Annotated in this window: 27 protein-coding genes; 16 read left to right on the top strand and 11 right to left on the bottom strand. The window is 62.2% G+C overall.

Annotated features, from left to right (window positions below; genetic code table 11):
- Nucleotides 1-1,014: a MoxR family ATPase gene (locus tag H6M51_RS15840; protein WP_185810783.1), complete on the bottom strand. Its 1,014-nt coding sequence runs from the start codon at nt 1,012-1,014 to the stop codon at nt 1-3.
- A 159-nt stretch (nt 1,015-1,173) separates the two neighbouring features.
- Between H6M51_RS15840 and H6M51_RS15835 the strand changes: the two genes are divergently transcribed.
- The 4 genes from H6M51_RS15835 to H6M51_RS15820 all read left to right on the top strand — a co-directional run bounded on the left by H6M51_RS15835 (nt 1,174) and on the right by H6M51_RS15820 (nt 4,358).
- Nucleotides 1,174-1,797, top strand: a complete 624-nt coding sequence (locus H6M51_RS15835) for a DUF1285 domain-containing protein (protein ID WP_185810782.1) — start codon at nt 1,174-1,176, stop codon at nt 1,795-1,797.
- Nucleotides 1,794-2,426 (top strand): CoA pyrophosphatase, encoded by a 633-nt coding sequence (locus H6M51_RS15830; protein WP_185810781.1) that lies wholly within the window; start codon nt 1,794-1,796, stop codon nt 2,424-2,426. The genes H6M51_RS15835 and H6M51_RS15830 overlap by 4 nt, the downstream gene beginning before the upstream one ends.
- A gap of 11 nt (nt 2,427-2,437) precedes the next feature.
- Nucleotides 2,438-3,694 carry a CCA tRNA nucleotidyltransferase gene (locus H6M51_RS15825; protein WP_185810847.1) on the top strand — a complete coding sequence of 419 codons (1,257 nt, stop codon included), beginning with the start codon at nt 2,438-2,440 and terminating at the stop codon, nt 3,692-3,694.
- Between the two features lie 175 nt (nt 3,695-3,869).
- Nucleotides 3,870-4,358 carry a fasciclin domain-containing protein gene (locus H6M51_RS15820; protein ID WP_185810780.1) on the top strand — a complete coding sequence of 163 codons (489 nt, stop codon included), beginning with the start codon at nt 3,870-3,872 and terminating at the stop codon, nt 4,356-4,358.
- Between the two features lie 61 nt (nt 4,359-4,419).
- On the opposite strand, the gene H6M51_RS15815 is transcribed toward H6M51_RS15820, so the two are convergent.
- The 3 genes from H6M51_RS15815 to hemF all read right to left on the bottom strand — a co-directional run bounded on the left by H6M51_RS15815 (nt 4,420) and on the right by hemF (nt 6,101).
- Nucleotides 4,420-4,608, bottom strand: a complete 189-nt coding sequence (locus H6M51_RS15815; protein WP_185810779.1) for a DUF1059 domain-containing protein — start codon at nt 4,606-4,608, stop codon at nt 4,420-4,422.
- Between the two features lie 131 nt (nt 4,609-4,739).
- Nucleotides 4,740-5,015, bottom strand: coding sequence for a hypothetical protein (locus tag H6M51_RS15810; RefSeq protein ID WP_185810778.1), 276 nt, complete (start codon nt 5,013-5,015; stop codon nt 4,740-4,742).
- A 171-nt stretch (nt 5,016-5,186) separates the two neighbouring features.
- Complete coding sequence (hemF, locus tag H6M51_RS15805; protein WP_185810777.1) at nt 5,187-6,101, bottom strand: oxygen-dependent coproporphyrinogen oxidase; 915 nt, start codon at nt 6,099-6,101, stop codon at nt 5,187-5,189.
- Between the two features lie 152 nt (nt 6,102-6,253).
- Between hemF and H6M51_RS15800 the strand changes: the two genes are divergently transcribed.
- The gene (locus H6M51_RS15800) at nt 6,254-6,514 is read left to right on the top strand and encodes a hypothetical protein (RefSeq protein ID WP_185810776.1); all 261 of its coding nucleotides are present in this window, start codon (nt 6,254-6,256) and stop codon (nt 6,512-6,514) included.
- Between the two features lie 154 nt (nt 6,515-6,668).
- Nucleotides 6,669-7,622, top strand: coding sequence for a flagellar hook associated protein (locus H6M51_RS15795; protein ID WP_185810775.1), 954 nt, complete (start codon nt 6,669-6,671; stop codon nt 7,620-7,622).
- A gap of 67 nt (nt 7,623-7,689) precedes the next feature.
- Here H6M51_RS15795 and H6M51_RS15790 read toward each other — a convergent pair whose 3' ends face one another.
- Both H6M51_RS15790 and H6M51_RS15785 read right to left on the bottom strand, forming a co-directional pair.
- The gene (locus tag H6M51_RS15790) at nt 7,690-9,003 is read right to left on the bottom strand and encodes a cell envelope biogenesis protein OmpA (protein ID WP_185810774.1); all 1,314 of its coding nucleotides are present in this window, start codon (nt 9,001-9,003) and stop codon (nt 7,690-7,692) included.
- 187 nt (nt 9,004-9,190) lie between these two features.
- On the bottom strand, nt 9,191-9,655 hold the full coding sequence (locus H6M51_RS15785) for a tRNA (cytidine(34)-2'-O)-methyltransferase (protein WP_185810846.1): 465 nt from the start codon (nt 9,653-9,655) through the stop codon (nt 9,191-9,193).
- A 366-nt stretch (nt 9,656-10,021) separates the two neighbouring features.
- Between H6M51_RS15785 and H6M51_RS15780 the strand changes: the two genes are divergently transcribed.
- The 9 genes from H6M51_RS15780 to H6M51_RS15740 all read left to right on the top strand — a co-directional run bounded on the left by H6M51_RS15780 (nt 10,022) and on the right by H6M51_RS15740 (nt 21,590).
- Nucleotides 10,022-11,905, top strand: coding sequence for an ABC transporter ATP-binding protein (locus H6M51_RS15780; RefSeq protein WP_185810773.1), 1,884 nt, complete (start codon nt 10,022-10,024; stop codon nt 11,903-11,905).
- 273 nt (nt 11,906-12,178) lie between these two features.
- Nucleotides 12,179-14,101 carry a methyl-accepting chemotaxis protein gene (locus H6M51_RS15775; RefSeq protein ID WP_185810772.1) on the top strand — a complete coding sequence of 641 codons (1,923 nt, stop codon included), beginning with the start codon at nt 12,179-12,181 and terminating at the stop codon, nt 14,099-14,101.
- A gap of 461 nt (nt 14,102-14,562) precedes the next feature.
- Complete coding sequence (locus tag H6M51_RS15770; RefSeq protein WP_185810771.1) at nt 14,563-15,027, top strand: DMT family transporter; 465 nt, start codon at nt 14,563-14,565, stop codon at nt 15,025-15,027.
- A complete protein-coding gene (locus H6M51_RS15765; RefSeq protein ID WP_185810770.1) occupies nt 15,028-15,450 on the top strand; it encodes a DMT family transporter in 423 nt (140 codons plus the stop codon).
- 117 nt (nt 15,451-15,567) lie between these two features.
- Nucleotides 15,568-16,584 (top strand): hypothetical protein, encoded by a 1,017-nt coding sequence (locus tag H6M51_RS15760; protein ID WP_185810769.1) that lies wholly within the window; start codon nt 15,568-15,570, stop codon nt 16,582-16,584.
- Between the two features lie 104 nt (nt 16,585-16,688).
- Nucleotides 16,689-18,560: an ABC transporter ATP-binding protein gene (locus H6M51_RS15755; RefSeq protein ID WP_185810845.1), complete on the top strand. Its 1,872-nt coding sequence runs from the start codon at nt 16,689-16,691 to the stop codon at nt 18,558-18,560.
- Nucleotides 18,561-18,831: 271 nt separating this feature from the next.
- Nucleotides 18,832-19,410 (top strand): ubiquinol-cytochrome c reductase iron-sulfur subunit, encoded by a 579-nt coding sequence (gene petA / locus H6M51_RS15750; RefSeq protein ID WP_185810768.1) that lies wholly within the window; start codon nt 18,832-18,834, stop codon nt 19,408-19,410.
- 14 nt (nt 19,411-19,424) lie between these two features.
- Nucleotides 19,425-20,693, top strand: a complete 1,269-nt coding sequence (locus H6M51_RS15745; RefSeq protein WP_185810767.1) for a cytochrome b N-terminal domain-containing protein — start codon at nt 19,425-19,427, stop codon at nt 20,691-20,693.
- A gap of 21 nt (nt 20,694-20,714) precedes the next feature.
- Nucleotides 20,715-21,590: a cytochrome c1 gene (locus H6M51_RS15740; protein WP_185810766.1), complete on the top strand. Its 876-nt coding sequence runs from the start codon at nt 20,715-20,717 to the stop codon at nt 21,588-21,590.
- 59 nt (nt 21,591-21,649) lie between these two features.
- Here the strand turns inward: H6M51_RS15740 and H6M51_RS15735 are convergent, their stop codons facing one another.
- Nucleotides 21,650-21,982: a type II toxin-antitoxin system PemK/MazF family toxin gene (locus H6M51_RS15735; protein WP_185810765.1), complete on the bottom strand. Its 333-nt coding sequence runs from the start codon at nt 21,980-21,982 to the stop codon at nt 21,650-21,652.
- Nucleotides 21,972-22,352, bottom strand: a complete 381-nt coding sequence (locus H6M51_RS15730) for a hypothetical protein (RefSeq protein WP_185810764.1) — start codon at nt 22,350-22,352, stop codon at nt 21,972-21,974. Before H6M51_RS15730 ends, H6M51_RS15735 begins: the two co-directional genes overlap by 11 nt.
- A gap of 140 nt (nt 22,353-22,492) precedes the next feature.
- Between H6M51_RS15730 and H6M51_RS15725 the strand changes: the two genes are divergently transcribed.
- Complete coding sequence (locus H6M51_RS15725; RefSeq protein WP_185810763.1) at nt 22,493-23,038, top strand: adenine phosphoribosyltransferase; 546 nt, start codon at nt 22,493-22,495, stop codon at nt 23,036-23,038.
- A 17-nt stretch (nt 23,039-23,055) separates the two neighbouring features.
- Here the strand turns inward: H6M51_RS15725 and H6M51_RS15720 are convergent, their stop codons facing one another.
- The 3 genes from H6M51_RS15720 to H6M51_RS15710 are packed head-to-tail and all read right to left on the bottom strand — an operon-like array spanning nt 23,056 to nt 24,484.
- The gene (locus tag H6M51_RS15720) at nt 23,056-23,532 is read right to left on the bottom strand and encodes a glutathione peroxidase (RefSeq protein WP_185810762.1); all 477 of its coding nucleotides are present in this window, start codon (nt 23,530-23,532) and stop codon (nt 23,056-23,058) included.
- A complete protein-coding gene (locus H6M51_RS15715; RefSeq protein ID WP_185810761.1) occupies nt 23,529-24,017 on the bottom strand; it encodes a MaoC family dehydratase in 489 nt (162 codons plus the stop codon). The genes H6M51_RS15720 and H6M51_RS15715 overlap by 4 nt, the downstream gene beginning before the upstream one ends.
- Nucleotides 24,014-24,484: a MaoC family dehydratase gene (locus H6M51_RS15710; protein ID WP_185810760.1), complete on the bottom strand. Its 471-nt coding sequence runs from the start codon at nt 24,482-24,484 to the stop codon at nt 24,014-24,016. Before H6M51_RS15710 ends, H6M51_RS15715 begins: the two co-directional genes overlap by 4 nt.
- Between the last annotated feature and the right edge of the window lie 8 nt (nt 24,485-24,492).

The following is a 24,492-nucleotide window of genomic DNA, read 5'->3' as shown; positions in this document are numbered from 1 at the left end:
TTACTTGCGCAGGTCGGAAACGAGGCCCGCGATGACGTCGCGGACGGTCATGCCCTCGGCGCGGGCCGCAAAGGTCAGCGCCATGCGGTGTTCAAGCACCGGTTCGGCGAGTGCATGCACGTCGTCGATGGAGGGAGCGAGGCGACCTTCATAGAGGGCGCGGGCACGGGCGCAGAGCATCAGGGCCTGGCCGGCGCGGGGGCCGGGACCCCAGGCGACGTTCTTGTCGGTCGATGCATTGCCATGGCCCGGGCGGGCCGAGCGGACGAGCGAGAGGATCGCATCGACGACGGTGTCGGACACCGGCATCTGGCGGATGAGCTTCTGGATTTCCATCAGCCGCTCGCTGTTGATGACGGCACTGGCGCGGCGGTCGCTGACCCCGGTGGTTTCAAGAAGGATCTGCCGTTCGGCGGCGAGTTCGGGATAGAGAACGTCGACCTGCAGCAGGAAGCGGTCGAGCTGGGCCTCGGGAAGCGGGTAGGTGCCTTCCTGCTCCAGCGGGTTCTGGGTCGCGAGCACGTGGAAGGGCGCGGGCAGCTGGTAGGGCTGGCCGGCGATGGTGACGTGGTATTCCTGCATCGACTGCAGCAGAGCGGACTGGGTACGCGGGCTTGCGCGGTTGATTTCGTCGGCCATCAGCAGCTGGGCGAACACGGGGCCCTTGACGAAACGGAAGGAGCGGCGTCCCGTCTCATCCTGGTCCATGACTTCCGTGCCGAGAATGTCCGAGGGCATGAGGTCCGGCGTGAACTGGATGCGGTTGGCATCGAGGCCCAGAACCGTGCCAAGGGTCGTAACGAGCTTGGTCTTGGCGAGACCCGGGACACCGACGAGCAGCGCATGGCCACCGGAAAGGATTGCGAGCAGGGTGTTTTCGACGACCTTTTCCTGGCCGAAGATCACCTTGGCCACTTCCTGGCGGATCGATGCGATATCGGCCAGCGCCTTTTCGGCCTGCTCGACAATCGCCTTCTCATCCAGTGCGGCATCGGGATGTGGCATCATGCCCATGGTCTGCTCCAATTGGTTTGGCCTGGTCCGGCGAATCGAACGGACGCGCGAAGGTGCATGTTACTGAAACTAACTTATTGGCGAGAGGGCGGCTGACAAGGACGTTTCGAATGACTATCTCGTGACTGTTATGAACTGAAGACAAACCGGGACGCAAAGATGGCAGGTAATGGGCTGAAGGCGACGACGGATGCGGCAGGGCTTGCCGCGCTGATTTCGCGCGCGTCAGCGCAAACATCGGGCGGAAAGGCGACGCTACCGCCGGTGGAACGCTGGGAACCGCCCTTCTGCGGCGATCTCGACATGGAAATCCGCGCCGATGGCACCTGGTTCTACATGGGGACGCCGATCGGGCGGGAGCCCCTGGTGCGCCTGTTTTCGACCGTTCTGCGCAAGGACGAGGACGGCAAAACCTATCTCGTCACGCCTGTGGAAAAGGTCGGCATCCGTGTTCAGGATGCGCATTTCATCGCGGTGGAGATGAGCGCGACCGAAGAAGCAGGTGAGTCGGTGCTGACGTTCCGCACCAATGTCGGCGACGTCGTCGAGGCCGGGCCGGAGCACAAGCTGCGCTTCGAGATTGCCGGGGAGAACCACGAACTGAAGCCGTATCTCTCCGTCCGCGGACGTCTGGAGGCTCTCGTTTCGCGCGCCGTCATGTATGATCTTGTCGAGCGAGGCGAGGTGGTCGAGGTCGATGGCAAGGCGATGTTTGCCGTCCGGTCGCGCGGACACATCTTCCCGATCATGCCTGCCGATGAACTCGATCGACTGTCGCGATGAGCTTCAAGACTTTCACCGCCGATGATTTTCGCCGCCGGGCGCTCCAGCAGGTCGGCGCGCCGCTCGAACATGCCTGGCGCGACCATGGCGACCATGTGCTCAATCGCGACAGCATCCTGCAGATCGAGCAACTGAAGCTGAAGGATGCCGCGGTCCTGATCGGCGTGATCGACGATTGCGACAATGCGCGGATCATTCTGACCCAGCGCACCGACAAGCTGCGCAAGCATGCGGGGCAGATCGCTTTTCCCGGCGGTGGCATCGATGCGACGGATGCCTCCCCCGAAGAGGCGGCGCTGCGCGAGGCGGAAGAGGAGATCGGCCTCGATCGCCGCTTCGTCGAGACTGTCGGACGGCTGCCGAAATATCTCTCGGGAACCGGTTTCCGGATCCAGCCGGTGCTGGCGGTGGTGCAGCCGGGCTTTGAACTGACACTCAATCCGGATGAAGTGGACAGCGTCTTCGAGGTGCCCTTGTCCTTCCTGATGGATCCGGCCAATCATCGGCAGGACAGCCGGATGTGGCAGGGGAGTGTCCGGCACTTCTACGTGATGCCCTATCGCGAACGGCATATCTGGGGCATTACGGCCGGGATCATCCGGACGCTTTATGAAAGGCTCTATGCATGACCAATCTGGGCATGACCAATCTGGCCGATCGCGACTGGTTCCAGGCGCCCGCGTTGCAACGGATCATGACGCTCCTCAACAGCGGCGGTGCGGAGACGCGGGTGGTCGGTGGCGCGGTGCGCAACAGCCTGATGGGGCTGCCGGTCGGCGATATCGATCTGGCCACGACGCTTCTGCCGGAAGAGGTGAGCGGACGCGCTGCGGCCAAGGGGATCAAGGCGGTGCCGACGGGGATCGAGCACGGCACGGTGACGCTCGTTGTCGATGGCAAGGGTTATGAGGTGACGACGCTCCGGCGTGACGTCGAGACCAATGGACGGCATGCCCAGGTCGCCTTCGGTGCGACGTGGCAGGAGGATGCCGACCGGCGCGATCTGACCATCAATGCGCTTTATGTCGGCGCCGATGGCGAGGTCGTCGATCTGGTCGGTGGCTTGGCCGATATCGAGACCAAGACGGTGCGTTTCATCGGCAGCGCCGAGCAGCGGATCGCCGAGGATTATCTGAGGGTTCTGCGCTTCTTCCGCTTCTTTGCCCATTATGGCAGCGGTCGGCCCGATGCCGAGGGGCTGAAGGCCTGTGCGCGGGCGCGGACGCAGCTCAAGACGCTGTCGGCCGAGCGGGTCTGGGCGGAAATGAAGAAGCTCCTTTCCGCGCGCGACCCGGGACGGGCGCTGCTCTGGATGCGGCAGTCGGCGGTGCTCACCGAGATCCTGCCGGAGACGGAGAAATGGGGGATCGATGCGATCCCGGGACTGATCGCGGCCGAGCAGGCTTTGGGTTGGGCTCCGGATCCACTGCTCCGCCTCTGCTCGATCGTGCCGAAGGATGCCGCACGGCTGGTGACGCTGTCGGAACGGCTTCGGCTTTCGAATGCGGAAGCGCTGGCGCTGGATCGGTTTGCCAGGGCGCCGAAGCCGCAGGAGACGGTGACCGATGTTGCCTTCGACCGCGATCTCTACCGCTTCGGCAAGGATGGAATGATCTCGATGTTGAAGCTGGAGCTGGCCTCCGCTAGGGCCCGCGCCGAGGGAGACCAGAAGGCGATGGCGCGCAGTGCGCGGTTGTTTGCGCTGCTGAAACGGGCGGAAGGCTTCGTGCGGCCGGTGCTTCCGATCAAGGGAAGCGATGTGCTGGCTGCCGGCATTCCGGCTGGGCCAAAGGTTGGCGAGATCCTCGGCAAGCTGGAAGAGGGCTGGATCGCCTCGCAGTTCAATCTGACCCGTGACGACCTATTGGCTCGGCTGGAGACGCTGGCGAAGGCCTGAGCTTTGCGAACATCAAGGTAAGCCAATACGCTGGGACGCGGTTTCGGTTCATGCCGTGTTAGTCAATAAAGAGTGTCCGCGCTCACGCGATCCGGCAGGCATTTCGGCTGCGTATCCCTTTCGGCTTTACAGGATCGACATGACGTCGGTCAGGCCTTTCAGAGGAGGGACTTCCATGAAACGCATCGCTCTTACCTTCGCCGCCGCCGGGATCACGCTCGCCGCATCTTCGGCCAATGCCGCCAATATCGTCGAAACCGCCCAGCAGGCGGGCAGCTTCAAGACGCTGCTCGCCGCAGCCCAGGCTGCCGGCCTTGTTGACGCGCTCTCGGGCGGCGGTCCGCTGACCGTCTTCGCCCCGACCGACGAGGCCTTTGCAGCCCTTCCAGCCGGCACGGTCGAAAACCTGCTCAAGCCGGAAAACAAGGACCAGCTGGCGGCAATCCTGAGCTACCATGTGGTGGGTCGCGAACTGACCTCGACCATGCTGCCGGGTCGCACGATCCATGTCCGCACGCTGAAAAGCGGCGGTGACCGGACACTCGCTGTCTCCAAGTCGGGCGGTGGTGTCACCGTCGACGGCGCGAATGTGGTGACCGCCGACATCAAGACAGACAACGGCGTCATCCACGTGATCGACAAGGTCATGCTGCCGAGCAGCTGATCGTTCCCGGTGCAGCGGACGGAGCCCGAAAGTCGGGCTCCGTTCCCTCTCGTTCGCACATTCAGGTCGGCGTGGTCTGCTCGTCGCGAATCCGTTCCTTGATGTGGTCTACCGTCGCGGGTCGGATGAGCTCTTCTCCATGGGTCACGCGCAGATGGTCAACGACGCGCCTGATCACTTCCGCCTCTTCGTCGGCACGCGTATGCCACTCGCAGCCCGGGACCAGGGTTCCGCATTCGAAGTGCTTCATGATCGTCTCCTCCTTGGTTGCCTGGTGCAACTCAAACTCGGTCGCGGGCCTTCCGGTTCGGCTCCAGCCAACAAAAAAATGCCCGCACGGGGTGCGGGCAAGGGACAACCGACGCGGTGGATTGGATCATATCAATCGGGCATGGCCCAGGCATGGAAGACCGAGCGCGCCGGCTGGCGCTTGCCGCGATGGCCGCCGGTCTCGATGTCGTTGGCGGCAAGGCGGTCGGCGAGATCCTTGCCGGCCAGACCCAGGCGAACCTGTTCGACGAAGTAGGAATGGGGCAGGTCGACGTCACTCGACTGACGCAACTGCTCGGCCAGGCGATCGATCAGTTCGGGCGCTTCGATCGCACGGTCTGCTGGCTCACTCACGCGGGACACGGACACTGTGCTTGACGGGGTCATCGCAATCTCCTCCTCGATACTGCGTGCGGAGCCAGAATGAGACGTGTCCACCTCATGTGCAATGCAAAGTGTCAAGTTTCCGACACACAATGTCGTAACCGACGGAAATCGCCGCCCATTCTTTTTTGTGAACAAGCGGCACTTATCGAATGTCAGCGGTATCCCGATGGATCAGGGATAGCGGACCAGTGGCGGCAGCGAGGACAGGATTGATTCGACGTTGCCGCCGGTCTTCAGACCGAAGATCGTGCCACGGTCATAAAGCAGGTTAAACTCGACGTAGCGGCCGCGTCTCACGAGCTGTTCTTCGCGATCTTCATCCGTCCAGGGATTGTTGAAATTCGTCCGGACGATCTTCGGATAGACGAGATTGAAGGCGCGGCCGACATCCTGGACGAAGGCAAAATTTGCGTTCCAGCCACCTTTTTCCTCGTCCGCCGTCAGCCAGTCGAAAAAGATGCCGCCGATGCCGCGCGCTTCGTTGCGATGGGGCAGGAAGAAGTACTCGTCGCACCACTTCTTATACGCAGGATAATCCGCCACGTCGGGGTGGCGCTCGCAGGTGACTTCCATCGCCCGATGGAAGAGGCGAGTGTCCGGGTCGTCCTCAGTCCGCCTGCGGTCGAGCACGGGGGTGAGATCCGCACCGCCGCCGAACCACTGGCTGGAGGTGACGACCATGCGGGTGTTCATATGTACGGTCGGCACGTGGGGATTGACCGGATGAGCGATCAACGAGATGCCTGACGCCCAGAAGCGTGGATCTTCTTCGGCGCCCGGCATCTGCTTGCGGAATTCGGGTGAAAACTCGCCATGCACGGTGGAGGTGTGCACGCCGACCTTCTCGAAAACGCGGCCATACATCATCGACATGCGGCCGCCGCCGCCCTTGCCTTCTTCCCGCAGCCAGTCCTTGGCGGTGAAGCGACCGGGCTCACGGTCGGCCATCGGTCCCGTCAGCTCGTTCTCCAGGGTTTCGAAGGAGGCGCAGATCGTGTCGCGCAGGCTTTCGAACCAGGCGCGCGCCGCTTCCTTCTTCTCCTCGATATCCTCGGGCAGGCCCTTGGCCAGAACCGGTCGCTCCATGTCGTCCCCCTCAACTTCCTCAGGCAACTCTCTTAAGGCAAACGAATATCAGGTGAAATCGCGGGCGGCCATATAGGGGCGGGGGTGTCCCCTTAAAATCGACTCGCCTTCCGGTTTAGCCTGGATTAATCTTCGGTCATGCGAGGGATTTCATGACGAAGATACCCGGCCCGCCGCCATTTGCCGGCTTGAAGAAGCGCATTGCCGACCACCGCGCCGGGACCGCCGGACGGCTGGGCGGCCAGTTTGTGCGGGAAACCTATTGCCTGACCCGTGAGGAGGCACGCGCCAAGGCGCGGGAATGGTTCGACGCCTTCCCCAAGGCCGCCTACTGGACGGAGGTGGAAAGCTGGCGGCAGCTCGATGGCGACCAGATCGAGTTCACCATGCGGCGTCTGCCCTCGGCGGATTGATTTTGGTGACCGAAGTGTCGCTCAAAATGCAAATCCTCTAAAATTCTAACGTTGCCGGAAAGCCAAAAACAAAACCTGCTGCCTAGAGTGCCCGATACACAGCCGGAATGATGCCGGCTTCGGATCGACATGACATGCGACACAAGGTTTTCTCATGAGTTCAGTCTGGCTCAACCCGTCCGTAGCCAAAGCAGCGTCGATGGCAAACGCGGCCGCGTCCGCGCCCGATAGGGTGGCAAAGCAGGCGGCGACCTCGGCTGTCACCGAAGTCGATCGGAATGCTTCCAGCTATTGGTCGATCTCGACCACCATGCGCCCCGGCAGCCTGTCGATGGGCAGTGTGCAGGAAGCAAACGAGATCGCTGCAGCCGTCACCGACACCGCTGCACTCGGGCTTGAGCAGGCGACGGATATTGTTGCCCGCATGCAGCAGAAGCTCGTGCTGTCCAAGGCGGTCGGCGCAGACCGGGGCGCCATCAATGCCGACATCAGGCAGATGAAGTCCGAGCTTGTTGCCGTGGTCGGCGACAGCAGCTTCAATGGCGACAACTGGTTGCAGGTCGAGGCGGGTGGACGGCCGAAGGTCGCCTCGTTGCTCGCTTCCGTGACCACCGGCAATGACGGCGGCCTTTCGATCAACATGGTGGATTTCGATACGGCGAAATCGACGCTCGTCTCGCGCCAGGATGCGCGTGACGGCATGCTGACACGTGCCTATGCGGGGACCAGCCTCGGCGGTACGCCCTATAACTACTTTGTCCTCGATGCCGGCTCGAGCGAGCGTGCCGAGCCGGGTGCGCGCGAAATCAAGATCGACAGCAGCACGACGACAGACGAGATCGACGGCATGATCTCGACCCTCAACCGGGTGCTGATCGACATGGTCGGTGCAAGTGCCGAGGTGAGTGCGACGCGTGGGCAGGTGACCGGGGGCATCGACCTCGTGCAGGGGCTGCAAGGAGCGACGGAGCTTGGCGTCAGCCGACTGGTGGATACCGAGCTCAACGAGCAGAGGGTGCGACTGACGGCAGAGACCGTGCAGGAGCAATTGCAGTCCTCCGGGCTCAATATGGCCAATGTCTCGATGACACCCTGGTTGAAGCTCTGAGCGCGTATCCATGATCAGGAATCAGAAAGGCCCGCTTCGCGCGGGCCTTTCCGTGACTGGCAGGTTCTCAGGTCTTGGCCCTGGGGCGCTTATTCTTGCCACGCGGCAGCGGGACCAGGATCGGGGTCGCAGCGGTTACCGCCATCGACCGCTGCGGCTTGGCTTCGGCCTTTGTCTTCACGGGAGCCTCCGGTTCGGCTGCTGCCGGTGCGGTCGCTTCGACGACCAATGGCGGGGCCGCCTCCGGTTCTTGCTCGGCTGCCGGGGGCTGCGGGGTGTCCGGCACGGAGGGCGCAAGTGCTGCGGCCTCGGCCGGCTCCGGTGTCTGGGTGGCTGGTTCCGGAGCCGCATCTTCAACGATGGCCGCAGCAAGGGCCTGCGCCTCGACCGCCTCAGGTGCTGCAGTTGCCGGGGCAGCCGGGGCTGAGGTCGCCGCGGCCCGGCCGCTCAGGATGTCGCCGAGGATGCTGGTGACCCGCAGGGCGCCGGGCAGGTCGGTATTGGTGGAATGACCTGAGAAGGGGACCTTGATATCGGTCGCGATCTTCGGGCGGGAATTGAGTTCGCCGAACCAGTCAAGCTCGCCGACGACATCGATCACGTCGGTGAAGGCTTCCGGCATCTTGATGCGGCCACCGAAGGTGACGATGCGGGCGGTGTTGGCCAGCGCTTCGATCCGACCGGGCTCGGTGCCTTTCAAGGCATAGAGGGCATCGGCGATCACCCGGTTGCCACGCGAATGGCCTGCAATCAGCGTGAAGGACAGGGACGGATCGACAAGCAAAGTTGCGACCGTATCGGCATCCAGTCCCGTCTTGCGCTGGCTGTCGGCGTCTTCGTCGCGCTTGCCATAAGCGCCAAGTTTCGGACGGCCGACCACGTCGTCGATCACTTCGAGATTGCTGCGGACATGTCCGAGCCAGCCGAAGAGGAAGGCGCCGCCGATGGCCTCGTTGACGATATCACCCAGGCCGTAGCCTGAGACCACGGCCGCGACGGGTGCGTCGATTGCATCCGCGACGTTGCGGGCAAAGGCGGCGGCGCCGATTGCCGAGCCGCCGATGCCGGCAACCGCGAGGGCGCGCACATCCTTGCCCCCGCGCAGGCGAAATTCCTCGACGCTGTCGCAGAGTGTGAGCATGCCGCCGCCCGTGGGCGGAACGATCATGATCAGGCCCTCGGAGGCGATGCTGTCGCTGATATAGAAGGTCTCGTCTGCGCTGAGCGCCTTCACGTCGTAGTAGAGGGCATCGATGCCGGCGTTGCGGAGCCGCCAGGGTTCCAGGGCCGCATTGCGCATTGTCCGGTGCCGGACGCGCTCGGGGAAGCTCAAGGATCGGGCAAACTGTGTCAGACCCAGGGTGAATGCTGTCTCGAACATGACTCCATCTCCCGTTTTGCTGCGATGCAACATAACGGTTTTCGGATGAATAGGCAATGCGGGAATCAGCTCCGTCGTACTCGTCGGCCGGGTATCGCAAGATGACGCTTGACCTCAACCTGAGTTGAGGCTGCATCGTCGCGTCCTGCGACATGCGAGGGAGAGTAGGATGCCAGGACTTCTTGGGCTAAGACGGGAAACCGGTCTGACGCAGCGCTTCGCCGGTGATCATCGCAGCCGACATCGCGACATTGATCGAGCGCTGGCCTTCCACCATGGGGATGAGCACGCGGTGATCGGCGCGATCATGCACATGGTCCGGGACGCCGGCGCTTTCCCGTCCGAGAAGCAGGATGTCGTTCGGGGCGAAGTCGAAGCTTGCATAGGGCAGGGCGGCCTTGGTCGAGGCGAGCACAAGGCGGCGGCCTTCCGAAAGCCGCCAGGCGTCGAAGCGCTCCCAGTTGACGTGGCGGGTCATGGCAACGCTCGCAAGGTAATCCATCCCGGCGCGCTTCAGGTTCTTGTCGGACAAAACGAAGCCGGCCGGCTCGATGATGTCGACCTTCAGGCCCAGGCAGGCCGCGAGCCGCAGAATCGTGCCGGTGTTGCCGGGAATGTCAGGCTGGTAAAGGGCGATGCGCAGGTTGGACATACGCGCCTGATAGGCGATCCGGTGCGGCGGCTCAAGCGGAGGCCGCTTGCGGAGCAGGCGCTGTGGTCGGTCTGCAACAGTTGCGACCGAATGTCTCGTTTCCGCCAGATGCCGTCTGGCAAAAAACAAGTGCGCCCGTTAGAAGAGTGGCGTTCTTTAACACGCAAACGGGAGGGCCATCGATGGATCTATTCGGTATTTCGCGCCAGTCCCGATTTATGGCTGTTGCCGCCTGAGCGCGTCACTCCCCGTGTCTTTTCCAAACTGATTCATCCTGCGGCCACAAGTGGCCTCAATCATTGAATATTCGCGCGTTCGCGTCACCCTTCTTCCGGTGCCGTATGCGTGCCATTCCTGGAGATTTTCATGTTCTCGTGGTTCGAAAGCCGCCTGAATCCCTATCCGGCCGGTGAGCCGACTCTGCCGCCGAAGGGGCTTGTCGCCTTTTGCTGGCACTACACCAAGCCCGCGGGCTGGTGGCTGGTGCTGCTTGGGTTGTGCTCGGGACTGATCGCGGTCGCCGAAGTGTTCCTCTATCAATTCCTCGGAAATATCGTCGACTGGCTGTCGAGCGCCGAGCGCACCACTTTCCTGCAGACGGAGGGCGGTACGCTCGCCTGGATGGCGGCGCTGCTGCTGATCGGTCTGCCGCTTCTCGGCGTGATGCATACGATCACCATGCATCAGGTACTCGCCGGCAATTTCCCGATGATCGCGCGCTGGCAGATGCACCGCTTCCTGCTCCGGCACTCGATGACCTTCTTCGCCAACGAGTTCGCCGGTCGTGTGTCGACAAAGGTCATGCAGACGGCGCTTTCGATCCGCGAAAGCGTGATGAAGATCATCGACGTGTTCATCTATGCGACGACCTTCTTCGTCTCGATGCTCGCGCTTGTCGCCTCCGTCGACTGGCGGCTTGGCATACCGCTCGTGGTCTGGCTGGCGATCTATGCGCTGATCCTCAGGCACTTCATTCCGAAGCTGCGCAAGCTTTCCAGCGAGCAGGCGGATGCACGCTCGATGATGACGGGCCGGATCGTCGACAGCTACACCAACATTGCGACAGTCAAGCTGTTTTCCCATGCGGGTCGCGAAGAGGTCTATGCCCGGGAGGGCATGGATGCCTTTCTCGGCACGGTTCACCGGCAGATGCGGCAGATCTCGCTGCTCAACATCTGCGTCGACATCAACAACGTGCTTGTCCAGTTCTTCGTGGCCGGTCTCGGCATCTGGTTCTGGCTGAACGGTTCGGTGACCGTCGGCGCGATTGCGGTTGCGATCGGATTATCCATGCGCATCAACGGCATGTCGCAGTGGATCATGTGGGAAGTGGCAGCGCTCTTCGAAAACATCGGCACTGTCTATGACGGCATGGGCATGATGACCAAGGCGCATGACATCGTCGACAGGCCGGCGGCACAGGCGCTTGCCGCTCCGAAGGGCGAGATCGTCTATGACGCCGTGCGCTTCCACTACGGCAAGCAGAAGGGCGTGATCGAGGACTTTTCGCTGACCATCAAGGCCGGCGAAAAGGTCGGCCTGGTCGGGCGCTCGGGTGCGGGCAAGACGACGTTGATGAACCTGCTCCTGCGTTTCTACGACCTGGAGAAGGGGAAGATCCTGGTCGATGGTCAGGACATTGCGACGGTCAGCCAGGACAGTTTGCGGGCTCTGGTCGGCGTGGTGACCCAGGATACCTCGCTGCTGCATCGTTCGATCCGCGACAACATCGCCTACGGGCGGCCGGATGCGACCGATGCCGAGGTGATCGAGGCGGCCAAGCGGGCGAACGCCTGGGACTTCATCCAGGGGCTTTCCGACATGCAGGGACGGACAGGGCTCGATGCGCATGTCGGCGAACGCGGCGTGAAGCTCTCGGGTGGCCAGCGGCAGCGGATTGCGATCGCCCGCGTCTTCCTCAAGGATGCGCCGATCCTGGTTCTCGACGAGGCGACCTCGGCGCTCGATTCGGAAGTCGAGGCGGCGATCCAGGAGAGCCTGTTCAAGCTGATCGAGGACAAGACGGTGATCGCGATCGCTCACCGGCTGTCAACGCTGACGCAGATGGATCGGCTGATCGTGCTCGACAAGGGCCGGATCGTCGAGGAAGGCACACATCAGCAGCTCGTCGCGAATGGCGGGATCTATGCCGACCTGTGGAACCGCCAGTCGGGCGGCTTTCTCGCCGACCAGACCGATCCCGATCAGGAGGCCGAAAAGAAGGGTCGAGCCGAGGCGGCGGCGGAGTGACGCCGCCTGGCCTCCACGTAATTTCGCCAAGGTAACCGGAATGGGGCAGAGATGCCCCATTCTCGTTTCTGACAGGCCTCAGATGTCCCGCGCTGGCTCACTGCTGCCAGCCAACGGTGGAGACGTGTTGATGGCGAGCCGTTGAGTTTACCGTTAACGGCGGGACGAGGCCAGATATGCCCCCGGGTGGGTAACCATTCGTTAGACGCCGACTGTCAGGCAGGGTGGCCGGATTTTCCCGGCCCATGTCCTTTTCAAGTCCGGATTTTCGTCGTGACACATCTCAAGATCAAATTTCTCCTGCCGGCTCTTTTCGGCCTGATGGTGGTCGTCTCTCTCAGCCAGGGGGCCATCGCGGTTCGCTCGGTCAGCGACATGAGCGAACAAATCGAAGGACTTGGAGGGCGTCTCGAGCGTTCTCTGATGATCGCCGACATCGACACGCTGCTCGGCGACGTCCGCCGTCTCAACCTGATGATCCTGACAGCTGCAACCGCGCAAGAAAAGAAGACGCTGGTCGACGACCTGACAGCGGCGAGCGATCGTCTCGATGCGGCCATTGCCCGTTTTGATGCCGTCATCGTCCTGCCCGAAGTGCGCCAGCGCTTCGATGTGTTCAAGCAGACGGTTGCCGACTATGAAGTGCTCGGCGAAAGTTTCGTGACGCAGGCGCTGGCTTCGAAGGTCTATCAGGCCAAGGAGACGATCGCTCAGATGGTTCCGCTCGCGGCCACGGCCGGGCAGGGGCTGCGCGAGATCATCGAAATCAATCGCGAGATCGGAAACAGGCTGGGTGCGGAGGCGAAGGCGTCTGGCGATCTGGCTCTCACTCTTTCGCTTGCGGCGGTCGTCGTCGCGGGACTGATGGCGCTCGCGGCAGCGGTTTTCTCTGTCATGCGTGTGGTGCGTCCGGTCTCGGCGATCACCGGCGCGATGCGCGCGCTGGCCGGCGGCGACACGCAGGCCGCGATCCCGTTCTCCAGTCGCAAGGACGAGATTGGCGAGATGGCCGCCGCCGTTTCGGTTTTCCGTGACAACGCCCTTGAGCGGGCGGCTCTGGAACGCCAGGCGGACGAAAATCGCAGCCTTAGCGAAAGCGAGCGGCTGCGTCGCGAAGAGCAGAAGACGCGGGAGGCCGCCGAAGTGCAGTTTGCCGTCGAGCGGCTCGCCGGTGGCTTGCAGCGACTTTCGGACGGAGATCTCGCCGTCGAGCTTGGCGAGAGCTTTGCGGAACATCTCGATCCCTTGCGGGTCAATTTCAACCACTCGGTCGAGCGGCTGCGTGATGCCATGCGCGCCGTCGGTGACAATGCCCGGGCGATCGATGCCGGCGCCAGCGAGATGCTGGCGGCTGCCGATGATCTGTCCAAGCGGACCGAGCAGCAGGCCGCGTCCGTCGAACAGACGGCAGCGGCTCTGGAGGAAGTGACCACCGCCGTCAAGGACAGCGCATTGCGCGCCGAGGAGGCGGGCGATCTCGTGTCGCGGACGCGTGCCGGTGCCGAGCGATCCGGCGAGGTGGTGCGCCGGGCGGTGGATGCGATGCACGCGATCGAGAGGTCCTCGAGCGAGATTTCCAACATCATCGGTGTGATCGACGAGATCGCTTTCCAGACCAACCTGCTGGCACTCAATGCCGGTGTCGAGGCTGCACGCGCCGGAGAGGCCGGCAAGGGATTTGCGGTCGTTGCCCAGGAGGTCCGCGAGCTTGCCCAGCGGTCGGCGGGTGCGGCGAAGGAGATTAAGGGCCTGATCACCGTGTCCGGCGAGCAGGTGCGTCATGGCGTTGCCCTGGTCGGCGAAACGGGCAAGGCACTCGAGGCGATCGTCGAAGAGGTGCGGCAGATCAATCAGAATGTTTCGGCGATCGTCACGTCTGCGCGGGAGCAATCGACCGGACTTGGCGAAATCAATTCGGCCGTCAATCTGATGGACCAGGGCACGCAGAAGAATGCCGCCATGGTGGAGCAGTCGACGGCAGCCTGCCACGGCCTGGCGCAGCAGGCGAGCGCACTGACAAGACTGCTCGGGCAGTTCCGTCTGGACGAGGAGGCCCATCGCCCGGTCGTGGCGCGGGCAGCGATGTCCTCTTCTGCTCTTGCGTCCCAGGTTTTGCCTGGCCGAGGCCGGGGGGAAACAACCGCCAGAGCCTTCAATGGGAATGCAGCCCTGAAGGCCGACTGGTCGCAATTCTGAGGCCGTGGCGCGCGGTCAAGACAGACGGGAGCGGGGCAGGGAACGCCCCGCTCTTGGTTTCGACATCCTGCTTGCATCGCCACCGCTGATCGGTGCATCAGCCGAATTGGCTTGTTCAACCTGTCGTAGGAGGCGTATGCGCTGGCACGACGGAAAACAGTGAGGCGCGGCGTTTATACCAAGTGTCGATGATAGGAACCCATAGGATCGGCTCGACCGCCCTTTCTGTCTAGGAGAGGTCCGAAGAGCGATGCTGTCGCATCGGTCAAGGAGCTCGACCACGCCAGAACGGGCGGGAAGCCGACCAAAGGTGGCGTATTGTGGGCCCCTGGCGTTGTTGCGCCGCTTGGCCGATGCGACAGCATCGCCCGGCGCGCCGCGCCTAGCCAGAAACCAACAATACGCCATCCTATCGATTCCTATCATGGACACTTGGTATTAGGCGGGACTTCTGGAGTGACATGCTGAAATATATCGACTGGATCTGGGCCATTCTTGCCGGCGCCCTGCTTGCCGTCATGGTGACCATCAACAGCGGGCTTGCGGCGCTGACGACACCGTTTACGGCTTCCTGGGTGGTGCATGGCGTGGGCGGCTTCGTGGCGTTCCTGCTCATGATCGCCAATGGGGCGGTGGCGCGCCGGACAGGACGTCTTACGGCCAACGGAAAGGCGCCGCTCTGGTCCTATCTCGGAGGCGCACCCGGCGCCTTTGCCGTCGCCCTCAGCTCGATTGCCGTCAATTCGGAACTGGCTCTGGCCGGTGGTCTTTCGCTGCTGCTTGTCGGCCAGATCCTGTTCGGACTCGTTTCCGACCAGTTCGGGCTCTTCGGCACGCCGCGGCGCAAGCTGAACCGCTTCGACTTTCTGGCGACGATCTGCGTGATCGGCGGCAGTGCGCTTCTCATCTTCTCGAAGGGGCCGTAAATGCTGGGTGCTGTCATGATCGCGCTCGTCGGCGGGGCGGCCGTCGGCATGAGCCGTTCGATCAACGGGCGTCTCACCATGGATCGCGGCGCCTTTGCGGCCTCGGCCTGGAACCACTGGATCGGCTTCCTGCTGCTGTCCGTCTATGTGCTTGCCTTTCATCGGATCGGCCTGCCGCTGATTGCCGACGTGCCGTTCTTCTATCTCACCGGCGGTGTCATCGGGGCCTGCTTCGTTGTGATCAGTTCCTATGTCTTCCCGCGGATCGGTGCGGCCCGCTCCGGTCTTCTGATCATCGGCGGGCAGATGATCACTGGCCTTCTGATCGATCTCGGGCGTGGCACGGCGGAGTTCCATATCGGCCAACCGGCAGGTGTGGCCCTGATCCTGACGGGCATCTATCTGACGCGCTACACGCGGTGAGATTAGCGGTGACGGCCGAGGTATCTGGCCCGTTGCATTTTAGCGATCTCCGAAACGATCGGTTTCGATTTGGGGCGTAGCCTGTTTTGACCGGAACACCCGGCGGAGGTGCATCCCATGTCAAACTTCGCTGATCGCACAGCCCCGCATGCCAGAGAGGCCGAAAACATCGGCCGCAAGGCGGTGGGATTCCTGAGCAAGAACAGGCTCGACCTTACACCGCGCAATTTCGAACTGATCTTCGAGGTTCTGATCGGGCGGGACAAAACGCTGCGCGAGGCCTTCCTTGCCCTGCCGAAACCGGTCAGCCAGGCGTCGCTTTCGATGCTTGCGCATCGGTTTTTCCCTGATCGGCCACTGATTGCCGCGCTGCGCGCTTCAAGCGATGAAACGCTCGGTGCCCTCGATGGTTTTCTCCGCAGGCTCGAGGGCGGCACGATTGCCGTCGTCGAGGCGAAGGAGGGCGAGTACGAGACCCTGGCCGCTCTTGACGGGCAGGTCCGCCAATGCATCGAGGCGCTGCAGGCGATCTCCCGCCTCACCACGCCGGAACCCCAGGATCTTGCAGCGCAGGACCATCTGACAGCGCAGCTCTCCTTCGGCCTGCCGGACTATGGAGGTCTCGAAGCCCGGCTTGACGCGTTGTGCAGGGAAGGGGTGCCGGAGGAGGGGCTGAGCCTGATGCTCTGCCACATCGACGGGCTCGAACCGCTCAGCCGCAGCGGTCTCTCCAAGGTCGGCGACTATCTGAAGAACACCCTGGCTCGCTTCACTCACCGACTGATCGAGAAGAACGATACCGCCTACTGGACCGCGCCGGACGAACTGGGCCTGCTTGTCGGTGCGAGCAGCGAGACCTACCTGGCGCAACTCAGCGAGAAGATCACGCGGGTGGTGAAGGATGCCGAGACCGTTGCCCGGCGTTCGATCCCCTCCATGCCGAAGCTCGCCTGCCGTTTCGGATGTGCGCGCACCCATCGCCCGGTCCTGGCTGCGCAGCTTTACGGTGCAGCGCGCCAGTCGCTGCAAAAGGCAGCGCTGACAGAAAGCCCCATGCCAGTGTTTGCCGAGGTGTCGGTCGATCCGGCCACCATCCGCCGCTACGAAGCGCTGTATGGGCGTCGTGCAGGTTGACCATCCGGCTCATTCACGGTGCCTGAGCAGGTGAGCAATTTGTAATGCGGTCCCATCGCGTTTCAGGCTTTGCCCTTGCCGGCAATCGGCCTATATCGCTTGTCATGTTTCAAGCTATCGCCCGCCTCTTCGAGAACTGGCTCGATCCCTTTGCCCGGACCGACAACCTTCGGCCGCCGGAAAACACGTGGGGGTTTGTCTGGTTCTATGTGAGCCAGGCGAAGATGGCCTTCTTCCTGATGGCGATCTTCGGCGGGGCGGTGGCCATGCTGGAAGCGGGTCTTTTCTGGTTTGTCGGGCGGCTTGTCGACCTTCTCGACACAGTGCCGAAGGAGGCGGGCTGGGACGGGCTGATTGCCGCCCATGGCGGCGAACTCCTGGCGATGGCGCTGATCGTGCTGATCGGGCGCTTCATCGTCGTGACGATCGGGGCCCTGGTCGAAGAACAGGTGATTGTCCTCAACTTCTTCAATCTCGTCCGCTGGCAGGCGCATGCCCATGTGGCACGCCAGTCGCTCTCCTTCTTCCAGAATGATTTTGCCGGGCGCATCGTCACCAAGGTTTGGTCGGCGGGGCAATCCACCGGGGATCTGCTGACCTCGCTGCTGCAGGTCGTCTGGTTCATGGTGATCTACACGGTCTCGACCATGGCGCTGGTGGCGCAGCTCGACTGGCGGCTGGCCGCTATCATCGGCGCCTGGGTGGCGATCTTCCTGATGCTGGCGCGCTATTTCGTGCCGAAGATCCGCCATCATGCCAAGCAGACGGCCGAGGCATCCTCGATGCTGAACGGTCGGCTGGTCGACAGCTATTCGAACATCCAGACGCTGAAGCTCTTTGCCCGCGAGCGGCAGAACGACCACTATATCCGTGCCGGTTTCGACCGGTTCCAGGATACGCTCCGGCCCTTCGCGCGGCTTTTGACCGGTGTGCGGGCCTCGCTTGCGATCCTGTCCGGCGTGATGATCCTCATGGTGGGGCTCTTGTCCGTCGAGCTCTGGTTTGCGGGCGCGGTCACGGCCGGTGGCGTGGCCTTCACGCTCGGTCTTGTGCTGCGTCTCAACATGCTGCTCGGACGGATGATGACTCAGCTCAACGGCATCATGCGCAATATCGGCACGATCCAGAACTCGGCCGAGCTGGTGGCAAAGCCGATCGGACTGACCGACAGGCCTGGAGCGACGAAGCTAGAGGTGAAATCGCCGGAGATCCGTTTCGAAGATGTCACGTTCCATTACGGCCGCAAGAAAGGGGCGATCGATCATCTCACCCTGACCATCGAGCCGGGCGAGAAGGTCGGTATCGTCGGGCGCTCGGGAGCGGGCAAGTCGACGCTGGTCAACCTGCTCCTGCGCTTCTACGACCTCGAGGGCGGCCGGATCCTGATCGATGGCCAGGACATTTCCGCTGTGACACAGGAGAGCCTGCGCTCGCAGATCGGCATGGTCACCCAGGATACCGCTCTTCTGCATCGCTCGATCCGCGACAATATCCTCTTCGGTCGCGAGGAGGCGACGGAAGAGCAACTGCTGAAAGCCGCCGAACGTGCCGAAGCCCTCGATTTCATCCAGCGGCTGGAAGACCAGCGCGGCCGCAAGGGCTTCGACGCGCATGTCGGCGAGCGCGGCGTCAAACTGTCCGGCGGCCAACGACAGCGTATCGCCATTGCCCGCGTGATGCTCAAGGACGCGCCGATCCTGGTGCTTGACGAAGCGACCTCGGCTCTCGACTCGGAGGTTGAGGCGGCGATCCAGTCCAATCTCGACCGGCTGATGCAGGGCAAGACTGTGCTCGCCATCGCCCACCGCCTGTCGACCATCGCCGCGCTCGACCGCCTCGTCGTCATGGACAAGGGCCGGATCATCGAGCAGGGCACACACAGGGAACTCGTCGAACTCGGAGGCCTCTATTCGGAGCTCTGGAGCCGGCAATCCGGCGGGTTCCTCGATACGCGCAGCGAACTGGTCACGGCATGAGCGGTTCTGCACGCGCAACGCTTTTGCCAAATCACTGCATTGCTTGATGATCTGCCGCTCACACTTGCGTTAAATCAAGCAATTGGGGATGGTATCCGGGAAATCCGCGACATCGTGGCTCCTTGTCGGCTGAAGACTGGACAGAATAGATTATCGGGCTTAGAACGCGCCAATCTGGCGGGGAATCTGTGGCTGCTCCGTGGCCGCATTGTGATTCCCGCTGCGGGGGCAAATGCGGTGTGTCGCAGGATTGCGAGAGGAAAAAGTGACCGTGAGCGAACACGAGACAACGACTAATCAAGCGGGCGAGCCTACGCGCCGCGACTTTCTCTACATGGTGACCGGTATGGCCGGTGCGGTCGGTGCGGCCTCGTTCGCCTGGCCGTTCATCGATCAGATGCGTCCGGATGCATCGACGCTCGCGCTCGCTTCGATCGAAGTGGACGTGTCTGCGCTTGAGCCTGGCATGTCGCTGACGGTCAAGTGGCGCGGCAAGCCGGTCTTCATTCGCAACCGTACGGACAAGGAAGTCGAAGAGGCCAAGGCCGTTCAGATGGCTGACCTCAAGGACCCGGTTGCCCGCAACGCCAATATCGATGCTTCGGCAGAGGCGACCGACCTTGCTCGCTCGGCTGGCGAGGGCAAGGAAAACTGGATCGTCATGATCGGTTCCTGCACCCATCTGGGCTGCGTCCCGCTCGGTCAGGCCGGCGATTTCGGTGGCTGGTTCTGTCCCTGCCACGGCTCGCACTACGATACGGCGGGCCGTATCCGCAAGGGTCCCGCACCGGCCAACCTGCCGGTACCGACCTTCGCATTCACATCCGACACTGTCATCAAGATCGGCTGAGGGGATCAGACAAGATGAGTGGCCATTCGAGTTACCAGCCGTCCACCGGCGTCGAAAAGTGGATTGATGCGCGCCTGCCGCTGCCGCGTCTGATGTATGACAGCTTTGTTGCCTATCCGGTTCCCCGCAACCTGAACTATGCCTATACCTTCGGTGGCATGCTCAGCGTCATGCTGCTGGTGCAGATCCTGACCGGTGTCGTGCTTGCCATGCATTATGCCGCCGAGACGACCGTTGCCTTCAACTCGGTCGAAAAGATCATGCGCGACGTCAACAATGGTTGGCTTCTGCGTTACATGCATGCCAACGGCGCATCCTTCTTCTTTATCGCCGTCTACCTGCACATTGCCCGTGGCCTCTACTACGGTTCCTATAAGGCGCCGCGCGAAATCCTCTGGATCCTCGGTGTGGTGATCTTCCTCCTGATGATGGCAACCGCCTTCATGGGCTATGTTCTGCCTTGGGGTCAGATGTCCTTCTGGGGTGCAACCGTTATCACCGGCTTCTTCACCGCCTTCCCGTTCGTCGGCGAAACCATCCAGCAGTTCCTGCTCGGCGGCTTTGCGGTCGACAATCCGACGCTGAACCGCTTCTTTGCGCTGCATTACCTGCTCCCGTTCATGATCGCGGGCGTCGTCATCCTGCACGTCTGGGCCCTGCACGTCACCGGTCAGACCAACCCGACGGGCGTCGAAGTCAAGTCCAAGACCGATACCGTTCCGTTCACGCCTTATGCGACGCTGAAGGATGCACTCGGTCTCTCGGTCTTCCTGCTGGTCTTCGCCTACTTCATCTTCTATATGCCGAACTACCTCGGCCATCCGGACAACTACATCCCGGCTGACTCGCTGAAGACACCTGCTCACATCGTTCCGGAATGGTACTTCCTGCCGTTCTACGCCATGCTGCGCGCCATCACCTTCGACGTTCTGTTCATCGACTCGAAGCTCGGCGGCGTTCTCGTGATGTTTGGTGCGATCATCGTGCTGTTCTTCCTGCCCTGGCTCGACACCTCGAAGGTCCGTTCGGCCGTGTACCGCCCGTGGTACAAGCTGTTCTTCTGGATCTTCGTGGCGAATTCGCTGCTGCTCGGCTGGCTTGGCGCCATGCCCGCAGAAGGCATCTACGTCATCCTGTCACAGGTCGGCACTGCCTACTACTTCGGCTTCTTCCTCGTGATCATGCCGCTGCTCGGCCTGTTCGAGACGCCAAGGCGCATCCCGAATTCGATCACCGAGGCGGTTCTCGAAAAGAGCGGCAAGTCCGCTGCCGCACAAGCCTGAGCACGTGAGAGGACGATAACAATGAAAAAGCTTGTCACGAGCATCGCTCTGATCGCAGCCATGGCCGGTTTTTCCGGCCAGGCCATTGCGGCAGAAGGCGGCGATCTGGCCGAGATGACGCATCATGCGGCCCAGACCGGTCACTACCCGATCCTGAAGCCCGAGCAGATGGACTGGTCGTTTGCCGGCCCCTTCGGCAAGTACGACAAGGCCCAGCTGCAGCGCGGTCTGAAGGTCTACACCGAGGTCTGCTCCGCCTGTCATTCGATGAACCTGGTGGCTTTCCGCACGCTGGAAGACCTGGGTTATTCGGAAGCGCAGGTGAAGGCATTCGCGGCGAATTACGAAGTCACCGACGGGCCCAATGCCGACGGTGAAATGTTCACCCGGACCGCCGTTGCGTCCGACCACTTCCCGTCGCCTTTCCCGAACAAGGAAGCGGCTGCTGCGGCCAACGGTGGTGCGGCTCCGCCGGACTTCTCGCTGATCGCCAAGGCACGCGGCGTAACCCGCGGCTTCCCGACCTTCATCTTCGACATCTTCACCCAGTACCAGCAGGGCGGCCCGGATTACATCCATGCTCTCCTCACCGGTTACCAGGACCCGCCGGAAGGCGTTGAGGTTGCCGAAGGTACCCACTTCAACCCGTACTTCATCGCCGGCCAGTCGCTTGCCATGGCGCCGCCGCTCTCCGACGGTCAGGTGACCTATGATGACGGTTCTCCGGAAACGCTCGAGCAGTATTCGCTCGACGTGTCTGCCTTCCTGATGTGGGCCGCAGAGCCGCATCTCGAGGACCGCAAGCGCATGGGCTTCATGGTCATGGTGTTCCTGGCGATCTTCACGGCGCTGATCTACCTGACGAAGAAGTCGGTTTATGCGAACAAGGAACATTGATCGACGCGATCACGTTTCACGGAAAAGGCGGTCCTCGGGCCGCCTTTTTTGGTTTCTGCCTAACGCAGCATGTTTGCCAGCTGTCGCTCACAATCCAGGCGGTCGAGTGGATTGAGTTCGCCCAGACGGCGCAGCACAAGTTCGTTCGGTATTGTCGCCATGCGCCAACGGACAAGGCATGGGACTCGCAATCCGGCCGCGTCGAGATCGGTGATCACGACGTCGCTCGGCCAGTTGGAGGCCTTGGCCGTCGTTATCATTGCAACCACAGTCGCATCGTTCGCCCGGTTAAAGCCGGCTGCAGAGATTACCAGCGCGGGGCGACGCTTCAGAATCGGAATGTCCGCGAAGGGGAATGGCACCACGATCGTGTCGTAGCGCTCACAAAGCACGGAATGCCTCTTCGTCTTCTTGACTTGCCCATTCCGGGAACTGCATGGAAGGCTTCGCGAATTCGACGTCCGTGAGGAGTACTTCGCGAAGTACGATCTCTTCACCGCGGCGCGTCTTGTACCAGTTCGCCCAGAGATCCTTCATACCACCTTCGGGACGGATTGCATCGGTGGGGCGACCGTCTCGGCCCGTTTTCATCCGAACCCATCGGCCTATGACACCGTCGGTTTCCAAGTGGATGGGCTCTTCTTCCCCAAGGGCGAGCAGCCGGCGCCTGAGTTCGGGGCTTTCCACGTGCTTGAACCAGATCGCGACGTCGGAAATCCTGACCCGTGGCATCACGGTCGTTCTCCCAACCAGTTTGGTCAACTTCAACGTTCATGTTGACCGAGGTATCCGGAGCGGTCAATGCCCTTGCTTCTGAGGCGTTCTTTTGATTGGGAGAGGGATGGACAAGGGCGCAGACAGGCGTCACCTTGCGCGCAACATTCGTTCTTTGCTGGATCACCATGACGCCCGACACTCAGACTTACCTGACCAACGCCATTCGCTCCATTCCCGACTACCCAAAGCCCGGGATCATCTTTCGGGACATCACCACGCTGCTCGGCGATGCGCGGGCGTTTCGGCGGGCCGTCGATGAGCTGGTGCAGCCCTATGCCGGCCTGAAGGTCGACAAGATCGCCGGCATGGAAGCGCGTGGCTTCATCCTTGGCGGCGCAGTCGCCCACCAGCTCTCTGCCGGCTTCGTGCCGATCCGCAAGAAGGGCAAGCTGCCGCACGAGACCGTGCGCATCGCCTACAGCCTGGAATATGGCGTGGACGAGATGGAAATCCACATGGATGCGGTCAAGCCGGGCGAGAAGGTCATCCTGGTCGACGACCTGATCGCCACCGGCGGCACTGCTGTCGGTGCGGTACAGCTGCTGCGCCAGATCGGGGCTGACGTGGTGTCAGCCTGCTTCGTCATCGATCTGCCGGAACTCGGTGGTCGTCAGAAGCTCGAAGCGCTTGGCGTCGAGGTGCGCACGCTCGTGGAGTTCGAGGGGCACTGAGCCCCTAGTTCTCCTGCTCAGCGGGCGAGCGCTGCGGTGATATCGGCCTCAAGATCGGCGGGAGCCGTTCGGGGCGAATAGCGGGCAATCGGTTTGCCGTCGCGGCCGACCAGGAACTTGGCGAAGTTCCAGCCGATCTCCTGACCCTTTTCGGCGCCGGGCGTCTCGGCCTTCAGATAGGCGTAGAGCGGGTGGGTGCCTTCACCGTTGACCTCGATCTTCGAGAACATCGGGAAGGTTACGGCGAAGCGAGTTTCGCAGAAGAGCGCGATCTCCTTTTCCGTGCCCGGTTCCTGGGCGCCGAACTGGTTGCAGGGGAAGCCGAGAACGACGAGATCGGCATGGGTCTCGTGCAGCTTTTCCAGGCCCTCATACTGGGGTGTCAGGCCGCAGGCACTTGCGGTGTTGACGACGAGCAGGACCTTGCCGGCATAGTCCTTCAGGCTGCGCTCTGTGCCGTCGATGGCGGTCATGGTGAAGTCGTGGACGCTCATGCGGTCTGCTCCTCGTCGGGGAAGAATTCAATCAGATTGCTCTTGAAGCGGAGCACGGTTTCGCCGTGCTGGTTGACGCCCTCGGAAAGGGCGGAGTTCAGCATGTATCGGCGCTTTCCGTTGACGATCCTGCTGTCGATGGGGGTCATGAAGTAGGTGAGGGTGTCGCCGACGAAGACCGGTTTCAACCATTGCAGCTCGGAAAAGCCGGGCGAGGGGCCAATCCTCGGCGGTTCCAGACCCTCGGCTTTCAAGCGCTTCATTTCGCGACCGATGAAACCGATGAAGCTCTTCATCCAGTTGGCGCAGGTGTGCCAGCCGGATGCGCAAAGCGCGCCGAAGACGTAATCCTTCGCCGCTTCGGCATCGACGTGGAAGGGCTGAGGATCGAACTTCTGCGCAAAGCGAATGATGTCCTCCGCCGTGAAGGTGACGCTGCCGAGTTCGAGCCGTGTGCCGGCGGGATAGAGGTCGAACATCTTCATGCCGGCACCTCTGCTGTTTCCCGGCGGCGGACCATGACGGCATTGCGAGCCTTCATGACCGTTTCGCCGCGCTGATTGTGGAGTTCATGGCCGAAGGTGACGATGCCGAGATGCGGACGCGAGCGCATGGGACGGGCTTCCTCAACGACCGACTGGCCGGAGAGCGTATCACCTGCCAGCACCGGTTTGCGCCACTGCATGAATTCGATCCCGGGAGCGCCTTCGGACGCGGCTTTCAGCACATAGGCATCGATCATAAGGCGCATGAAGAGGCTGGATGTGTGCCAGCCGGAGGCCGATAGCCCGCCGAGAATGCTGGCCTTGCCGGCTTCCTCAGAGAGATGCATGGGCTGCGGGTCGAATTCGCGGGCGAATTCGATGATCTCCTCGGCGGTTACCAGACGCGGCCCGAGCGCAAAGCTTCGGCCCTCGGTGAAGTCCTCGTAGTGAAGCCTGTCATCCTGCATGCAACATG

The sequence above is a fragment of the Rhizobium sp. AQ_MP genome (assembly GCF_014237835.1).
Classification (GTDB): domain Bacteria; phylum Pseudomonadota; class Alphaproteobacteria; order Rhizobiales; family Rhizobiaceae; genus Allorhizobium.
The sequence above is the reverse complement of the archived record's forward strand: the minus strand, read 5'-3'. Positions and strand labels throughout refer to the sequence as shown.

What these genes read in the sequence shown, in the direction of transcription:
- H6M51_RS15825 (WP_185810847.1), top strand. Translation starts at nt 2,438, where the DNA reads ATGACCAATCTGGCCGATCGCGACTGGTTCCAGGCGCCCGCGTTGCAA.
- H6M51_RS15830 (WP_185810781.1), top strand. Translation starts at nt 1,794, where the DNA reads ATGAGCTTCAAGACTTTCACCGCCGATGATTTTCGCCGCCGGGCGCTC.
- H6M51_RS15810 (WP_185810778.1), bottom strand. Translation starts at nt 5,015, where the DNA reads ATGACCCCGTCAAGCACAGTGTCCGTGTCCCGCGTGAGTGAGCCAGCA.
- H6M51_RS15785 (WP_185810846.1), bottom strand. Translation starts at nt 9,655, where the DNA reads ATGTCCAACCTGCGCATCGCCCTTTACCAGCCTGACATTCCCGGCAAC.
- H6M51_RS15720 (WP_185810762.1), bottom strand. Translation starts at nt 23,532, where the DNA reads ATGAGCGTCCACGACTTCACCATGACCGCCATCGACGGCACAGAGCGC.
- H6M51_RS15815 (WP_185810779.1), bottom strand. Translation starts at nt 4,608, where the DNA reads ATGAAGCACTTCGAATGCGGAACCCTGGTCCCGGGCTGCGAGTGGCAT.
- H6M51_RS15765 (WP_185810770.1), top strand. Translation starts at nt 15,028, where the DNA reads ATGCTGGGTGCTGTCATGATCGCGCTCGTCGGCGGGGCGGCCGTCGGC.
- H6M51_RS15760 (WP_185810769.1), top strand. Translation starts at nt 15,568, where the DNA reads ATGTCAAACTTCGCTGATCGCACAGCCCCGCATGCCAGAGAGGCCGAA.
- H6M51_RS15725 (WP_185810763.1), top strand. Translation starts at nt 22,493, where the DNA reads ATGACGCCCGACACTCAGACTTACCTGACCAACGCCATTCGCTCCATT.
- H6M51_RS15840 (WP_185810783.1), bottom strand. Translation starts at nt 1,014, where the DNA reads ATGGGCATGATGCCACATCCCGATGCCGCACTGGATGAGAAGGCGATT.
- H6M51_RS15710 (WP_185810760.1), bottom strand. Translation starts at nt 24,484, where the DNA reads ATGCAGGATGACAGGCTTCACTACGAGGACTTCACCGAGGGCCGAAGC.
- H6M51_RS15715 (WP_185810761.1), bottom strand. Translation starts at nt 24,017, where the DNA reads ATGAAGATGTTCGACCTCTATCCCGCCGGCACACGGCTCGAACTCGGC.
- H6M51_RS15790 (WP_185810774.1), bottom strand. Translation starts at nt 9,003, where the DNA reads ATGTTCGAGACAGCATTCACCCTGGGTCTGACACAGTTTGCCCGATCC.
- H6M51_RS15820 (WP_185810780.1), top strand. Translation starts at nt 3,870, where the DNA reads ATGAAACGCATCGCTCTTACCTTCGCCGCCGCCGGGATCACGCTCGCC.
- H6M51_RS15770 (WP_185810771.1), top strand. Translation starts at nt 14,563, where the DNA reads ATGCTGAAATATATCGACTGGATCTGGGCCATTCTTGCCGGCGCCCTG.
- hemF (WP_185810777.1), bottom strand. Translation starts at nt 6,101, where the DNA reads ATGGAGCGACCGGTTCTGGCCAAGGGCCTGCCCGAGGATATCGAGGAG.
- H6M51_RS15755 (WP_185810845.1), top strand. Translation starts at nt 16,689, where the DNA reads ATGTTTCAAGCTATCGCCCGCCTCTTCGAGAACTGGCTCGATCCCTTT.
- H6M51_RS15800 (WP_185810776.1), top strand. Translation starts at nt 6,254, where the DNA reads ATGACGAAGATACCCGGCCCGCCGCCATTTGCCGGCTTGAAGAAGCGC.
- H6M51_RS15780 (WP_185810773.1), top strand. Translation starts at nt 10,022, where the DNA reads ATGTTCTCGTGGTTCGAAAGCCGCCTGAATCCCTATCCGGCCGGTGAG.
- H6M51_RS15745 (WP_185810767.1), top strand. Translation starts at nt 19,425, where the DNA reads ATGAGTGGCCATTCGAGTTACCAGCCGTCCACCGGCGTCGAAAAGTGG.
- H6M51_RS15835 (WP_185810782.1), top strand. Translation starts at nt 1,174, where the DNA reads ATGGCAGGTAATGGGCTGAAGGCGACGACGGATGCGGCAGGGCTTGCC.
- H6M51_RS15740 (WP_185810766.1), top strand. Translation starts at nt 20,715, where the DNA reads ATGAAAAAGCTTGTCACGAGCATCGCTCTGATCGCAGCCATGGCCGGT.
- H6M51_RS15795 (WP_185810775.1), top strand. Translation starts at nt 6,669, where the DNA reads ATGAGTTCAGTCTGGCTCAACCCGTCCGTAGCCAAAGCAGCGTCGATG.